The organism is Pseudomonas sp. P135, assembly GCF_020312125.1.
In the GTDB taxonomy this organism is placed as follows: domain Bacteria; phylum Pseudomonadota; class Gammaproteobacteria; order Pseudomonadales; family Pseudomonadaceae; genus Aquipseudomonas; species Aquipseudomonas fragariae.
Map to the genome: position 1 here is coordinate 122,198 of NZ_JAGPYR010000009.1, position 12,808 is coordinate 135,005.

Annotated in this window: 19 protein-coding genes; 12 read left to right on the plus strand and 7 right to left on the minus strand. The window is 57.3% G+C overall.

All coding sequences use genetic code 11. From position 1 onward, the window contains the following. Positions 1-18: 18 nt before the first annotated feature. The 6 genes from KBY08_RS15990 to KBY08_RS16015 all read right to left on the minus strand — a co-directional run bounded on the left by KBY08_RS15990 (position 19) and on the right by KBY08_RS16015 (position 2,664). The gene (locus tag KBY08_RS15990; protein ID WP_225651179.1) at positions 19-342 is read right to left on the minus strand and encodes a pyocin activator PrtN family protein; all 324 of its coding nucleotides are present in this window, start codon (positions 340-342) and stop codon (positions 19-21) included. After that, positions 339-719 (minus strand): hypothetical protein, encoded by a 381-nt coding sequence (locus tag KBY08_RS15995; RefSeq protein ID WP_225651180.1) that lies wholly within the window; start codon positions 717-719, stop codon positions 339-341. The genes KBY08_RS15990 and KBY08_RS15995 overlap by 4 nt, the downstream gene beginning before the upstream one ends. Before the next feature lie 140 nt (positions 720-859). Then, entirely contained in the window at positions 860-1,144 is a 285-nt protein-coding gene (locus tag KBY08_RS16000; protein WP_225651181.1) for a phage antirepressor KilAC domain-containing protein, read from the minus strand. Positions 1,145-1,152: 8 nt separating this feature from the next. Continuing rightward, positions 1,153-1,728, minus strand: coding sequence for a hypothetical protein (locus KBY08_RS16005; protein WP_225651182.1), 576 nt, complete (start codon positions 1,726-1,728; stop codon positions 1,153-1,155). Then, positions 1,725-1,901 (minus strand): hypothetical protein, encoded by a 177-nt coding sequence (locus KBY08_RS16010; protein ID WP_225651183.1) that lies wholly within the window; start codon positions 1,899-1,901, stop codon positions 1,725-1,727. Before KBY08_RS16010 ends, KBY08_RS16005 begins: the two co-directional genes overlap by 4 nt. A 76-nt stretch (positions 1,902-1,977) precedes the next feature. After that, positions 1,978-2,664 carry an XRE family transcriptional regulator gene (locus tag KBY08_RS16015; RefSeq protein ID WP_225651184.1) on the minus strand — a complete coding sequence of 229 codons (687 nt, stop codon included), beginning with the start codon at positions 2,662-2,664 and terminating at the stop codon, positions 1,978-1,980. Between the two features lie 102 nt (positions 2,665-2,766). On the opposite strand from KBY08_RS16015, the gene KBY08_RS16020 reads away from it, so the two are divergent. The 8 genes from KBY08_RS16020 to KBY08_RS16055 all read left to right on the plus strand — a co-directional run bounded on the left by KBY08_RS16020 (position 2,767) and on the right by KBY08_RS16055 (position 7,990). Beyond that, positions 2,767-2,997, plus strand: coding sequence for a helix-turn-helix transcriptional regulator (locus tag KBY08_RS16020; RefSeq protein ID WP_005767966.1), 231 nt, complete (start codon positions 2,767-2,769; stop codon positions 2,995-2,997). 311 nt (positions 2,998-3,308) lie between these two features. Then, positions 3,309-3,827 carry a phage regulatory CII family protein gene (locus KBY08_RS16025; protein ID WP_004881083.1) on the plus strand — a complete coding sequence of 173 codons (519 nt, stop codon included), beginning with the start codon at positions 3,309-3,311 and terminating at the stop codon, positions 3,825-3,827. Further along, complete coding sequence (locus tag KBY08_RS16030; RefSeq protein ID WP_225651185.1) at positions 3,820-4,044, plus strand: TraR/DksA family transcriptional regulator; 225 nt, start codon at positions 3,820-3,822, stop codon at positions 4,042-4,044. Before KBY08_RS16025 ends, KBY08_RS16030 begins: the two co-directional genes overlap by 8 nt. Beyond that, positions 4,037-6,256 (plus strand): VapE domain-containing protein, encoded by a 2,220-nt coding sequence (locus KBY08_RS16035; protein ID WP_225651186.1) that lies wholly within the window; start codon positions 4,037-4,039, stop codon positions 6,254-6,256. Before KBY08_RS16030 ends, KBY08_RS16035 begins: the two co-directional genes overlap by 8 nt. Further along, entirely contained in the window at positions 6,249-6,608 is a 360-nt protein-coding gene (locus KBY08_RS16040) for a hypothetical protein (protein ID WP_096114998.1), read from the plus strand. The genes KBY08_RS16035 and KBY08_RS16040 overlap by 8 nt, the downstream gene beginning before the upstream one ends. Positions 6,609-7,135: 527 nt before the next feature. Next, complete coding sequence (locus KBY08_RS16045; RefSeq protein ID WP_003377395.1) at positions 7,136-7,459, plus strand: phage holin, lambda family; 324 nt, start codon at positions 7,136-7,138, stop codon at positions 7,457-7,459. Next, positions 7,456-7,842, plus strand: a complete 387-nt coding sequence (locus KBY08_RS16050) for a hypothetical protein (RefSeq protein ID WP_055009304.1) — start codon at positions 7,456-7,458, stop codon at positions 7,840-7,842. The genes KBY08_RS16045 and KBY08_RS16050 overlap by 4 nt, the downstream gene beginning before the upstream one ends. Further along, positions 7,778-7,990 carry a hypothetical protein gene (locus KBY08_RS16055; RefSeq protein ID WP_263870087.1) on the plus strand — a complete coding sequence of 71 codons (213 nt, stop codon included), beginning with the start codon at positions 7,778-7,780 and terminating at the stop codon, positions 7,988-7,990. Before KBY08_RS16050 ends, KBY08_RS16055 begins: the two co-directional genes overlap by 65 nt. 23 nt (positions 7,991-8,013) lie before the next feature. On the opposite strand, the gene KBY08_RS16060 is transcribed toward KBY08_RS16055, so the two are convergent. Next, complete coding sequence (locus KBY08_RS16060) at positions 8,014-8,274, minus strand: hypothetical protein (RefSeq protein WP_225651188.1); 261 nt, start codon at positions 8,272-8,274, stop codon at positions 8,014-8,016. A 248-nt stretch (positions 8,275-8,522) separates the two neighbouring features. On the opposite strand from KBY08_RS16060, the gene KBY08_RS16065 reads away from it, so the two are divergent. The 4 genes from KBY08_RS16065 to KBY08_RS16080 are packed head-to-tail and all read left to right on the plus strand — an operon-like array spanning position 8,523 to position 12,807. Then, the gene (locus KBY08_RS16065) at positions 8,523-9,044 is read left to right on the plus strand and encodes a terminase small subunit (RefSeq protein ID WP_225651189.1); all 522 of its coding nucleotides are present in this window, start codon (positions 8,523-8,525) and stop codon (positions 9,042-9,044) included. A 43-nt stretch (positions 9,045-9,087) separates the two neighbouring features. Then, positions 9,088-10,977: a phage terminase large subunit family protein gene (locus KBY08_RS16070; RefSeq protein ID WP_225651190.1), complete on the plus strand. Its 1,890-nt coding sequence runs from the start codon at positions 9,088-9,090 to the stop codon at positions 10,975-10,977. Between the two features lie 10 nt (positions 10,978-10,987). After that, a complete protein-coding gene (locus tag KBY08_RS16075) occupies positions 10,988-11,203 on the plus strand; it encodes a hypothetical protein (RefSeq protein ID WP_004663043.1) in 216 nt (71 codons plus the stop codon). A gap of 2 nt (positions 11,204-11,205) precedes the next feature. Further along, positions 11,206-12,807, plus strand: coding sequence for a phage portal protein (locus KBY08_RS16080; RefSeq protein ID WP_225651191.1), 1,602 nt, complete (start codon positions 11,206-11,208; stop codon positions 12,805-12,807). Position 12,808 lies beyond the last annotated feature (1 nt).

Below are 12,808 nucleotides of genomic sequence, written 5' to 3' on the forward strand. Positions count from 1 at the left end.
TGGTGGCAGCCGTTTTGGTTATGTCGGTAAGTTGGATTCAGTTTGAGAATTGCCCATCTCTTCATCGGCCTTGTATGCGCGGATGTCGATCAGAGCTGCGACGTGCCGAATGTGCGCGAACTTCGGTGCTTTGCGGCTCGTGTCCAAGGTGGTGATCGGGAGCGGGATTCGCCCGTTCTCAATCTCCGCTACAAACGACCGTTCGTTGAGGTTTCGGAAGTACTGCTCGCGCAGCTTGTCCAGGGGGATGAGTACATCTCCGAAGGTTCGATACAGCAGTTCAACGGTGGCCTCTTCCGGTGCTGGCATCAGACGTAGTGGATTCTGGCTGTTGTCCTTCATGCTGCGGCTTCTTTTGGATTGGGGATGTAGTCGTGGATGTCCATGAGGGCTTCCTGTGCGGTCTCTCCGCGTCCAAACACGTAGCCCGCGTCAGGTCGACGCATGGTGGGGGTGGGGGTGGGGGGAGTCCGGTATCTGGAAGTCGGATGTAGTTCAAGCGTGACATGGGCTTCGACCATTTGAAGTTCGCAGGCCAAAAACTCAGTGATGGCCAGCAACTTGATTTGCTCCTGCTGCAATGGTGTTGCCGCAACAGCTTCGAGCAGGGCAACTGCGTTGATCTCCGCGACGGCAGTCGCCACATCATTCTGAGTGCGCTGTTCTGGAGGAATGCGCAGCAAGTCGATCAGCAAATGGTCAATCGCTTCTTGGTTCATTCGGTCTTCTCCGCTTGGGGTGGTTCCAGCTGTTCAGGCAGTGCCGTTTGGTGAGCTCGCGCAGGTGTTCAGGAACCTCAAGAAGCGCTGCATTGCGTTCCTCCCGCGTATGCAGCGCGACGATCTGGCGAGCGTATTCCCTAGGCCACGTCACGTTTGTCAGCCGGTATTTCAGGCACAGCCAGCCCCAGTTGTTCAGCGAGCCAGCGTATGCCAGGCTGCTTTACTCTGGTTGACTGGCTGTGCTGCATGCCCGACTGGTGATGGAACCAGCTACTGTCCTTGACACGCATGTACTCGCGGTCCCGTGTTGGGTAGGCGGGAAGATTCCGTTCATTGAGTAGTGCCTTTTCCCGCATCATGGCGATGAGCTTTGGTCTGCTGATGCCAAGTTGCTTGGCGGTCTGAGCTAAGGTACGTTCCATCAGTCCTCCTACGCCGCTTGCATCGCGGGAGTCGCAATGCTGGCTAGGTGATTGATGGACTCAACGACTTTTTCATGGATTTCGGCATCTGGACCAGACAGCGTGAAGCACTTGGTCCGGGGCTGCCTGACTCCGATTGTCATGAGGGTTGTAGCTGCTGTTCGGGTTCTATTGCGATGAATCGAGACATGGATCGGCTGTTCACGCCCAACGTCCAGGCTGAGCATGCCGCCCCTGCGTACCAGATCGAATACTTGCAGACTCAGTTGCTCGTCGAGGACGTTGTATTTTCCATCGGCGCGCTTTGCTGTGGATGTGCCTAGATCGAGCGGACCGTTAGCTATCTCTTCGATAAAAGCTGCCAGCTGGATATGCATCTTTGGGGTGTTTGGCAGCGTCAGGGAGTGGCGTTGATTACCTACCTCGACCCTGAACTGCGTTTCCGCCGAGGCGTGTTCAACCTTGAGACGAAAGGGCAGAGCACCGCTTTTTGCGGAGCGAATGGTGTGGTTGAACGTTTCCGTAAGCTTGGCCTGCGCTTTGAGCAGAGTCAGGGTATTGGCGTCGATTTTGAACTTGCTCATGCTGCACGCCCTCCGTCGTTCGGATCGAACGGTGAAGGGGTGGCACGGGCTGGCTTCTTTGGTTTGCTGGTGATGAAGATGCAGCCGGCCACAATGGCTAGGTGACGAACCTCGAAGACGCGCAGCGGGTCAGTGACCTTTGGGTGGACGTGCAGGGTTGCTGTGGTGTGCATGGTATTGCCTCGCTCTGTGGTGGAAGAGTGAGACAAATATCACGCAGCGTGCTTTTTGTGTCAATACGTATTGTGTTTAAATTTCGGTTGCTGTGTGTAAAAATCGTGATGATTTCAGAATTCCGCCAACGAGGTGTATTTCGAGAATTTCATTTTCAGCGATGTGGATAGGCGGATGCTCCGCGTTCACGCTGTCAAATCGGTACATCCCGTCCCTCAGGTAGATGTATTCTTTAATCATCGTCCTTCCGGCTGCGGTACGGACCATGACCTCATCGCCGCTTACATAGCTTTTATTCGGTTCGATCAGCACGAATTCTCCGTTCTTGATACGTGGCAACATGCTATCGCCTGTGACTTTCAGTCCGTAGGCATCCGGATCATCGCTATGAATGTTTAGATAGCCGTCCCCATGACCGGGTGGGAAGTCCAAGGCGTCAAAGTAGCCCTCATTGCCCAGCTGGGCGGTTCCTACTACCGGCACTCGACCTTCCTTTGCTTTCTCAGTAAGCCTGGGTGCTGAGTCCTTTAGTTTGACGACGAGCGGCTGAGCGTTGTCATCAGTGAAGGCTACTAAGTCGACAAAAGAAACGCCTAATGTGTCTGCGATTTTCCTGATGTCTTGCAGGCTGGGTTGGCGGGTTCCTTTCTCATAATTGCCGATCCGGGACTGAGATTCCCACCCGCACGCATGAGCCAGAGCCTGCTGGCTCAGGCCTTTTTCTTTTCTGAGTTTTCTGATGTGTTGACCAAGTGTGTTCATGTGCTTTTTTTACCACGCAATGAAATCTTTTTTCCGTTCTTAATGTGTTGAAAGGATCACGTAGTGTGCTTATTATGGTCGTGTGTTAACGGAGACGATCATATGAATCTGAATCGGATTGCTGAGTTTCGAGAGGCGGCAGGCATAAAACAGCGAGACCTTGTAGCTGCTTTAGGTTGGACTCAGACACGTGTAAGCAACTACGAAGCGGGTAGACGTACCGCAGGACTTGCAGAGTGCCGCGCTATAACGGCTGCCCTCAACAAGCTCGGAGCGGCGTGCTCGCTTGACGATGTTTTCCCGCCCGCCCTACCTGTTCCTGAAGCTGCATAGAAAAAAGGCGACCCAAGGGTCGCCCAGTTTCCCCCTGCAACCGCCACCACAGCGGAGCAGGGCCGCGATCAAGGTTGACGGGCACACCACATGCAATCCGTCAGTCTTCATCGCGTTTTTCAAGGCACGGATGCCTTGAGTTGCTGCCTCTTCCACCACAGAGCGGGCAGCTGTTGCGCCAGAGGCGAACGACGGATCGTTTGCCTCGGCACGGTGCCGGTGAGACCGGCGTGTGGACCCTTTCAAGCCACGCGGCAAATGTATCACCACTACATGCTGCGCGGCACTGGCAACTTTCAAGGATTAATGCCATGAGCCGAATTGCTCTGAGTTGTGTTGAACGGGCGCAGCGGGAGATCCTGCCGCTCGACCTGGCCCTTTACCATGCTGCAAGGGACTACCCTGGCGGCGCTGCTGCAATTGCCGTCACCACCGGCAGAAACCCCACCACCCTGCAACATAAGCTTTCGCCGACTCACCCAAGCCACACAGTCAACATTCAGGAATTCGGGGAGATCCTGGAGCTCACCAAGGATCGCCGCATTCTGGACGCAGTGCATGCCTTGGTTGGTGATACGACTTGGCAGGAGTTGGCAGAGGCTTATACCAACGACATGCCGGAGACGTTGACCACGGGCATCGCAGAATACTTCCATCAGGTCGCGAACCTTGCCGAGACGTGGGCTAAGAGTATCGGCGACGGTGTTGTGAGCGATCAGGAACTGGCTGAGATCCGTCTGCAGGTGTTTCGCAGCATTCAAGGCTTGCTCGGGTTGTTCAACCGCGCCTCCTACGTCAATCAGACGACGCGGGGTACTGATCATGGCTGACATTGCCGACTTCGCTAATGACCTGGTGCAAGAGCGTATAGACCAAGCCCTCGCTGCTCGGCTTGCGACCAGACCTGCACTCGCGCTTCACTCGTTTCTTTTTTGCGAAACCTGTGAAGAGGCCATTCCCGAGGCACGACGTATTGCTTTGCCCGGCTGCACGCAATGCCTGACCTGCCAATCCCTGCTGGAATTCCGTGAGGCCCGTCATGCTTGATGAGGTGTTAGGGCAATTCGCTGACTATGGCCTTGAGCCTGCTCAGCCGTTGGTGTTCGGCAAGTTGACCCGTTGCAAGACATCCCAAGACAAGGGAAAGGAAAAGAACGGTTGGTACGTCATTCACGAGCATCGGACCGAAAAGAACGAGTCGCTGATCTTCGGTAGTTTTGGCGACTGGCGTTCGGGTGAGACGCGGAAGATCAAGGTGAAACCGGGACGAATGTCGCCTGAAGAGCGTGAGGTCATGCGCGTTCGTCAGGAGGACGCAAAGCGCCGCGCAGCTGAGGTCGCCGCTAATGCTGCCCGTCGTGCGGCCAGTCGGGCGGCGGGAATGTTCAAACGCATGCCTGATAAAGGCAAAAGCGCTTACCTGGATCGCAAGCAGATCGTCGGGTTTCGTGTTCGCTACGCGCCGCGTTCAGGTGCTGTACTGGTTCCGATGAGCAACGCCCGTGATCAGATAGTCGGCCTGCAAGTGATCTACCCGGAAAAGCAACAGGATACGGGGCGTGACAAATCCTACTGGCCCTACGGCATGTCAAAGGAGGGCGCGTTTCATTTGATCGGCCCCGAGCCTGAGCCGGGTGAGCCGTTACTGATCTGTGAGGGGTATGCCACGGGCGCTAGCCTGCACATGGCGACTTCATATGGGGTGGCCATTGCTTTTGATGCAGGCAACCTGCTCGCGGTCGCCAAGCTGATGCGAGACCGTCTCCCTGGTCGACCAATCATCATCTGCCGCGACGATGACTGGAAGACCAAGCGCCCGAATGGACAGCCTTGGAATCCAGGCGAGGAAAAGGCTACCAACACCGCCCTGATCGTTGGTGGTCAGGTGGTTGCGCCCATCTTCTCGGTTGAGCGTCATGACAAATGGACTGACTTCAACGATCTGCATGTCGCCGAGGGTTTAGAGGCCGTCCGCCGTCAGGTGTTAGCGGTCGTCAGGCCCCCAGCGGCAGGTGGTTGGAAAGACCAGCTGGCACGCAGTGAGAACGGCGCGCTCATCGCTCACATGCAGAACATAGAACTGATACTCGGTAACGACGAACGCTGGGCCGGAGTGATCAGCTTCAGTGCATTCAGCTCCAAGATCGTCAAGTTGCGGGCCGCGCCTTACGGCGGTGGCACCGGCGACTGGGCTGATATCGATGATATGCGAGTCATGAAGTGGCTGGCCCAGGTCTACAACCTTCGAGTCAAGGCATCCAGCGTCATCGAGGCGGTGAGCATTGTTGCCCACGACCATGCGTTCCACCCAGTGCGTGAGTACCTGCAAAAACTTGAGTGGGACCAAGTGCCGCGACTGGAGCAATGGCTCATAGATGTTATGGGGGTCGAACCCTCTGAATACGTCAAAAAGGTCGGCAAGCGGTGGATGATCTCGGCGGTCGCAAGGGTAATGCGGCCTGGCTGTAAGGCTGACTCGGTGTTGATTCTTGAAGGCGCACAGGGCGCTGGTAAGTCAACCGCCATGAGCATCCTCGGGGGCGACTGGTTCATGGACACCCCCTTTGCGCTCGGCGACAAGGATGGCTTTCAGGCCATTCGTGGCAAGTGGATTGTCGAGCTGGGTGAGCTGGACAGCTTCAACAAGGCCGAGAGTACCAAGGCCAAGCAGTTCTTCTCTGCTTCGACAGACACCTACCGAGAAAGCTATGGCCGTAGAACAAACGACGTGCCGCGCCAGTGTGTTTTCGTGGGTACGACCAACCAAGAAGAATATCTGAAGGACGCGACCGGCAACCGACGCTACTGGCCTGTTGCGTGTACGAAGGTCGAACTTGAGCAACTGCGAGACATGCGTGATCAGTTATGGGCTGAGGCGATGTTTTGCTTCCAGGCAGGCGAGATATGGTGGGTCAATCGCGACGAGTCCTCCATGTTCGCCGAGGCACAGGACGAGCGCTTCGTGGTCGACGAGTGGGAAGGGCTGATTCTGAACTGGCTGGAAGAGTCGCAGATCGGTGAAACCACTAGCGGTAACGAGCTGTTGGGCACAGCGCTGAAGCTTGATGCTGGGCACTGGGGCAAGCCAGAGCAGATGCGCGTTGGCGCAATCATGCACCGCCTAGGGTGGAAGCGGGCGCGGTCATCGGTGCTCTCGAAGAGCGGTTTGCGACAGTGGGTATACAAAAAGCCCGCGAACTGGGGCCGGGCGTCAGATCTGGCTGTCGAGAAGTTTGATGAGCCTTGTTTCGATGATTAAACGAATTGATGAGATGTTGAAACTCTGGGCTGAAGACCTGCATTCGCCTTCGCAGGGTGGAACCGCTTCGGGTGGGAACATGATCGCCATGCTGATGGAGTGCAAGGGCGAGCTGATACGCGGCACGCGGGGCAGCCGTGTGCTGCTGGATGAGTCTGCCGACATTGAGCTGATCGTCAACAAGCACCTGGCACCCGAGCTGGCGTTGGTCGTGCGTGAGCATTACTGCAACAGCGACAGTTTCCTGCATCAAAAAATCACCCACTGCGGCTGCAGTCGGCAGACCTACTATGACCGGCTGCATCAAGCACACCTGAGCATTCAGGGGCTGCTGTGGGGTAAGGCTGCTTGAGGGCTCTCGCCAGTTCCCGCTTGTCCTACCTCGTCCCACTGCCTATCTACGTGGTGGGACGGGTTACAGCCCCGTCTGCCTTGCTCCGTCCCACTGTCCCACCTTTAACCAGCATTCCCACATGTAGCGTAGCGGGCACCATCACGCGCTATGCGCGCGTCAGCGTGCGCTTAAATACTCTCTCTTTACACGGAGAAATAACAATAAAGGTAGGACAGTGGGACAACGCATTGTTTTCGGGGGGCTTCAAGCGTCCCACCTGTCTCTAGCCTAGTGGGACAGTGGGACAGGGGCAAAAAAGCGAATAGCCGATTGAGTGTATTCGTCTACATTGCCGGGGCGTTGGTGCTGTGTTGCCTACATATTCGTCGGTGGCGTTAATACTGGCTTGCTGCCACCGGAATCCACCTGTAAAAAGTAGTCATCTTCGATAGGTGCGACCGCATAGCGGCTAACGCACTAACAATCAAACCCGGCCAATGCGCCGGGTTTTTTGTTTTTCAGCTCACCCCTAAGGGGGTAACCGGATGCGCACCATGCCCGACAAACCAGATACGTGGGCCAGGATCGTGGCGGCCATTTCAAATCCACTGTGGCAGGGCATGATCATGGCCATCGTCGTTTCTCTACTGCGCATCCTCTACGACGCCAAAGAAACCAGTAAGCGCCGGATCTTATTCGAAGCGCTGATCTGCGGTTCGTTGAGTCTGGTCGCGTCCAGCCTGATTGAGTGGATGACTTGGCCGCCCAGCTTATCGGTAGCTGCAGGCGGAACGATTGGCTTTCTTGGCGTTACGGCCATTCGCGAATTGGTGGCCCGTTTCATAGGCCGGAAGGTGGATTCCCTATGAAGGCTATCGCCGCTGCAATCATCATCGCGCTGGTGGGTGTACTGCTCGTCGGCATTCAGCAGTACCGGGTCGTCGCATTGCGCGGCGAGGTGGAAGTGGAAGCAACGGCCAAGAAGAAAGCACTCGACGCCAACGTCGAAAGCGAGGCCACCATCACCACGTTGCGCGCCGAGGCCCAACGTAACGCTGCCTATCTGAAGGACTTGAATCAACGGATCAAGGCCAGCGAAAACAAAGCCAAACAGGCGAGGAAAGAATTTGAAGACCTCAAGCGCAACAGCAAGCCCGTTCGTGATTGGGCTTCTCAGCCTTTGCCTGATGGCCTGCGCGGCAAAGCCGGTGGTGGTCACAAAAACGTCAGCGGTTCGAATCGAACCCCCTGAGCTGATTCCTTGCGAACGCATCAACGCCGATGAAGCGGATCTTCGTTCGAACGGTGACGTGTGGGAGCTCAAGGATCAGGCCATCATGCTGCTCGACAACTGCGCAGACCAGATTGATGCCCAGATACTGCGCAGTCAAAGTAAGTGAAGCCCTGTTGCCAAGCTTTAGAGTTATTTATCAATGCCAGATGACGTGTCCGGTGAACGCTTCACCAAGTACAAACGAGGGGGCGAGCGTCGAGTCGCGGCTTTATGCAGATCTACTGCTTGTTGCAGTCGATCTGTCATCGCGTTTAGCTCTGCCATGGCGACTCGAAGCTCTTTGAGTTGGGCTACGACAGTAGGGTCTTCAACCAAACCGGTCTCTTTCATCCTCATGAGCATGTCAGCGATCTGCATGTATCCACTAAGCTGCTTTTCCAAATCATTCATTTTTCGCACTTCGCTCGTCAGAGGTGGTGAATGTCTCGCAGTTAGGAGTTTTTTCGGCAAATGGCCCTCAGGCTTGAGTCGTGGGCGATAGGCGGCGGTTTCAGTGGTTGAGTCGGCGCCCACCGCACCCGCTGGCCCCTGCTGTTTGGGTCCTCCCCGAGGTGGGCTCCCTACACGGGTACGTGGACTCGCGGTTCTTGTGCAGCTGAGTTTTTTGCAGGGATGTCCGTCTTTCTAAAGGGTTGTGTATGGGCAGGAAAGTCAGCAAGGCCGACTTGAGTGAGATCGTTGGCCGGGACGAACGCACCCTGACTCGGTGGCAACACGACGGCATGCCGGTGGTTGAGTTTGGTCTGGGTCGTGGCAACGAAAACCAGTACGACACGGAAGCGGTGGTCCAGTGGCTGATGCAGCAGGCCTCGCTCAACGGCAAGAAAGAGTCGTCCCGTGACAGGCTTGATCGGGTTCGGGCCAACCGTGAAGAGCTGGCGCTGGCCAAGGAACTTGGGGAGGTGGTGATCGCCTCCGACATGATCCAGCGCTTCGAGGCCATGATCATGTCGGCCAAGGTCGAACTGCTTAATACATTTCCAGACGTGCTCGCCGCTGAGCTATCAGCCCGGTATGGCATAGAGGTGGACGATCTACTGATTCGTGAGCCCATTGAAGCGATCCTGAGAAGGCTATCTGAATATGACGATGATGCTGACTCAGCTGGAGATTCTGACGAATCGCCATACCCGGAGGGCGTTGAGGAAGACGGCGAGTGAGTCGCTGCGCAAGGCCTGTTTGAAGTGGGCTCCACCGCCGCGCATGAGCATCATCGAATGGGCAGACAAGTATCGCTGGTTGTCTGCGGAGGAGGCGGCTCGGCCGGGTAAATACCGGTTCGATGTGACTCCGCATCTGATCTGGCCGGGCGGCCCGCTTGAGGCGCTTGACGACCCGAACGTTACAGAAGTCGTAGGGCGCAAGTCTGCTCAGGTGGCCTGGACATCGGGTGTGCTGGGTAACGCCTTGGGCAAGTGGATCGACATCGATCCTTCTCCGATCCTTGTGCTGTTTCCCAAAGCAGAAGCGGCCAAGCAGTATGTGGGCGAGAAGCTTGAGCCCATGATTGAGGCGACGCCCAGGCTTCGCAAGAAGGTCGATCTACGCAGTCGCAAGCTGCAGCAACGCCAGGACTTCAAGCGTTTTCCGGGCGGCTTTCTGAAAATGGTGGGCTCCAACAGTCCGGCAAGCGTGAAGTCCACGCCTGTTCCGAGAGTCGCTGTCGAGGAGCCTGATGACTGCAACCTCAACCTGCGGGGGCAGGGGGACAGCATCAAGCTGGCCAAGGAACGCTTGAAGACGTTTCGCCGCTCGAAAATCATCATCGGCGGCACCCCGACCATCAAGGGGCTGTCGGCCATTGATGCGGAGCTGGAGATCTCGGACAAGCGCGAAGGGCTCGTGCCTTGCCACGAATGTGGCCAGTCGCATGCGTTGAGCTTCGACAATCTGTTCTGCGCCGACGACCCGGATTATCACCACGAGGTGTATGGCAAGAAACGGCCCGAGCATGCGTATTACGCTTGCCCGCATTGCGGCTGTTCGTGGGATGACAACCAGAAAAACGCAAACCTCAAGCACGGCCGTTGGGTCGCGACGGCCGAGTTTAGAGGCATCGCCGGTTACATTCTCAACGAGCTCTACGCCACTTTCTGGGGATCGCGCTTCCAGGCGCTGATGGAGAAAAAGCTTCAGGCCGAGCACGCCGCGTCCCACGGGAACATCGGACCGATGATCGCCTTCGTCAACAGCTCCAAGGGGGAGAGTTACGAATACAAAAGCGATGCACCCAAAACGGATGAACTGGAAAAGCGGGCTGAGCCTTACGCAGAGCTGACGGCACCCAACGGGGTGCTGCTGATCACGGTGGGCGTCGACGTTCAGGGGGACCGGCTGGCGCTGGTCGTCATCGGCTGGGGCCGGGGTGAAGAATCGTGGCGACTTTACTGGGGCGAGTTGTACGGTAATCCTATCGATCCGCATGACGCCGTCTGGCAGGAGCTGGATCGACTAATCGCCAAGCCGGTGGCGACAGAGGGCGGCGCGCAGTTGGTCATTTCCGCCGTGAGTATCGACAGCTCGGACGGCAACACCAGCGACGCGGTCTACGGGTACGTTCGGGATCGGCAGCGTTACAACATCATGGCGATCAAAGGTGCATCGATTGACAGCCGTGATAAGGAAATCTTTACCCGGCCGTCCCCGTCGGTTGACTCGTCTCAGGACAACACCAAGGCCTCGAAATATGGCCTGCGCGTCTACATCGTCGGAACCCACAAGGCCAAGACGCTGATCGACGGACGTCTTCGACTCACCGGCGCAGGGCCGGGGCGAATGCACTGGTACAGCGAGATCCGCTCGGACTACTACGAGCAGCTCACCAATGAAGTGCTGGCTCCGCACGCGCGCAACCCCAGCAAGATGGTGTGGCAGAAGAAGGCGGGCCGCCGTAACGAAGCGCTGGACTGCGAAGTGTATGCACTGCATGCGGCCAGAAGCTTGAAGACCCATCTGTTACGCGAACATGAGTGGGATCAGTTGGAGCAACAACTGCTGCAACCCACTCTTTTCAACACCGAGCAGGCCGTCACTCCTGTGCCACGTAAAGCGAATGCTCGCGGTCGTGGTACGCGCAGCCGTGCAGGCTACTAGAGGTTCAATCATGACTGACGCACAAATGCGCCTGGAGCAAGTACGGGCGGCGATCTCTGACGTCCTTAAAAAAGGTCAGCGTCTCAAAAGAGCGGATCGCGAGATCTATCGTGCCGAGCTCGACAGCCTGCGCTTGCTTGAACAGCAATACGCTAAAGAGGTCGCGCTGGAACAGGCGTCGCTGCAGGGTAGGGGACGAAATCGTATCTCCTACATGGTGATCTGATTATGGGTTTTTTCCGCAAAGACCCTGCCGAGTTGTTGATGCGTGAGGCACTCAAGCTCGCCAAGTCGGTATCTGAAGGGCAGCCTGCTAAAGCGCAGGGGGGCGGTGGCGGAGTCGAAACCCGCTGGCGGGGCGCATCCCGTGTGTTGCGCAGCATGGCGGGCTGGATTCCGGGATTGGGCAGTGCCCGGCGCGACCTGCACCACAGCGAGCGTCGCATGCTGGTGGCCCGGTCGCGTGATGCCATGCGCAACCATCTGATCGCTCGGGCGGCTATCACCCGTTTGCGCACCAATGTGGTCGGTACCGGCCTGGTCTGCCGTGCACAGATCGATCATGTCGCTGTCGGCATCGACGAGAAGCAGGCCGAGCAACTGAATGCTCAACTGGACAGAATCTGGTCGCTGTACGCCGATGACCCTCGCGAGTGTGATGCCGAAGCCACGCTCAATCACTATCAACTGCAGGCGCTGGTACTCATATCGGCCATGGTCTGCGGCGACGTCCTGATAGCCAGCCCCGACGATGAGCGTCCGGGGTGCATCTTCAGCACCCGTTTGCAGTTGATTGAATCGGATCGTGTCTGCAATCCCGACGGGGGCATGGACCGCGTAAACATGGTTGAAGGTGTCGAGTTTGACCGGTTGGGAGCCCCCTTGGCGTATCACGTCTGCAATGGCTATCCCAATGAGTTTCTGGCAGGGCAGAGCCTTGCGTGGGAGCGCCTGCCTGCGTTCGGTGATGTGACCGGTAGACGTCGGGTCATGCATGTCATGTCGGACAAGGAAAGGCCTGGCCAGAAGCGAGGCGCTCCCTACCTGGCTCCGGTGCTGGAACCGCTGCAGAAGTTGGAGCGCTACAGCAGTGCCGAGTTGATGGCAGCGGTTATCTCCGCGATGTTCACGGTGTTCATCAAAAAGAACAACGACTTCAACGTCTCCAACTTGCCCATGTCCGCCATGGGTAACGAGGGCGCGGGTGGTGATACCACCGACGATGGTGAGCTGGCATTGGGGGAGGGTGCGATTGTCGACCTGGGAATGGGCGAGGAGCCGGTGGTTGCCAATCCGGCTCGACCCAATGCCCAGTTCGACCCCTTCTTCACGGCGGTCGTGAAAGAGATCGGCGCGGCGCTGGAACAACCGATGGAGGAGTTGCTTCTGCATTACAGCAGCAGTTACAGCGCGGCTCGCGCTGCGATGCTGCAGGCGTGGCGGTTCTACAGCGTTCGGCGCTGGTGGCTGGCCTGTGACTTCTGTCAGCCCAGCCGTGAATTGATCATTGATGAGGCCGTGGCGAGAGGGCTGATCCACCTGCCGGGTTACGCGGACCCTGCAAAGCGTAAGGCCTACTGTCAGGGGATCTGGATCGGGCCGGCGCGAGGCGCTATCGATGAGCTCAAAGAGGCCAATGCAGCCGGTAAGCGAATCGAAATCGGGGTCAGCAACGAAACCCTCGAAACGGCCGCGATGACGGGCGAGCCCTGGCAGCAGGTCTACCGCCAGCGTGTTCGCGAAGTTGAGCAACGACGCTCCGACAACCTGCACATGTTGCCCAAAGGCGGCGTCATCGCTGACCCACCCACACCACCCAACGAGGAATAAC

Excerpts from the sequence above, each read along its gene's own strand:
- KBY08_RS16070 (WP_225651190.1), top strand. The coding sequence starts at position 9,088 with ATGAGCATCATCGAATGGGCAGACAAGTATCGCTGGTTGTCTGCGGAG.
- KBY08_RS15990 (WP_225651179.1), bottom strand. The coding sequence starts at position 342 with ATGAAGGACAACAGCCAGAATCCACTACGTCTGATGCCAGCACCGGAA.
- KBY08_RS16045 (WP_003377395.1), top strand. The coding sequence starts at position 7,136 with ATGCGCACCATGCCCGACAAACCAGATACGTGGGCCAGGATCGTGGCG.
- KBY08_RS16035 (WP_225651186.1), top strand. The coding sequence starts at position 4,037 with ATGCTTGATGAGGTGTTAGGGCAATTCGCTGACTATGGCCTTGAGCCT.
- KBY08_RS16005 (WP_225651182.1), bottom strand. The coding sequence starts at position 1,728 with ATGAGCAAGTTCAAAATCGACGCCAATACCCTGACTCTGCTCAAAGCG.
- KBY08_RS15995 (WP_225651180.1), bottom strand. The coding sequence starts at position 719 with ATGAACCAAGAAGCGATTGACCATTTGCTGATCGACTTGCTGCGCATT.
- KBY08_RS16015 (WP_225651184.1), bottom strand. The coding sequence starts at position 2,664 with ATGAACACACTTGGTCAACACATCAGAAAACTCAGAAAAGAAAAAGGC.
- KBY08_RS16020 (WP_005767966.1), top strand. The coding sequence starts at position 2,767 with ATGAATCTGAATCGGATTGCTGAGTTTCGAGAGGCGGCAGGCATAAAA.
- KBY08_RS16000 (WP_225651181.1), bottom strand. The coding sequence starts at position 1,144 with ATGGAACGTACCTTAGCTCAGACCGCCAAGCAACTTGGCATCAGCAGA.
- KBY08_RS16025 (WP_004881083.1), top strand. The coding sequence starts at position 3,309 with ATGAGCCGAATTGCTCTGAGTTGTGTTGAACGGGCGCAGCGGGAGATC.
- KBY08_RS16010 (WP_225651183.1), bottom strand. The coding sequence starts at position 1,901 with ATGCACACCACAGCAACCCTGCACGTCCACCCAAAGGTCACTGACCCG.
- KBY08_RS16080 (WP_225651191.1), top strand. The coding sequence starts at position 11,206 with ATGGGTTTTTTCCGCAAAGACCCTGCCGAGTTGTTGATGCGTGAGGCA.
- KBY08_RS16040 (WP_096114998.1), top strand. The coding sequence starts at position 6,249 with ATGATTAAACGAATTGATGAGATGTTGAAACTCTGGGCTGAAGACCTG.
- KBY08_RS16060 (WP_225651188.1), bottom strand. The coding sequence starts at position 8,274 with ATGAATGATTTGGAAAAGCAGCTTAGTGGATACATGCAGATCGCTGAC.
- KBY08_RS16055 (WP_263870087.1), top strand. The coding sequence starts at position 7,778 with ATGGCCTGCGCGGCAAAGCCGGTGGTGGTCACAAAAACGTCAGCGGTT.
- KBY08_RS16030 (WP_225651185.1), top strand. The coding sequence starts at position 3,820 with ATGGCTGACATTGCCGACTTCGCTAATGACCTGGTGCAAGAGCGTATA.
- KBY08_RS16075 (WP_004663043.1), top strand. The coding sequence starts at position 10,988 with ATGACTGACGCACAAATGCGCCTGGAGCAAGTACGGGCGGCGATCTCT.
- KBY08_RS16065 (WP_225651189.1), top strand. The coding sequence starts at position 8,523 with ATGGGCAGGAAAGTCAGCAAGGCCGACTTGAGTGAGATCGTTGGCCGG.
- KBY08_RS16050 (WP_055009304.1), top strand. The coding sequence starts at position 7,456 with ATGAAGGCTATCGCCGCTGCAATCATCATCGCGCTGGTGGGTGTACTG.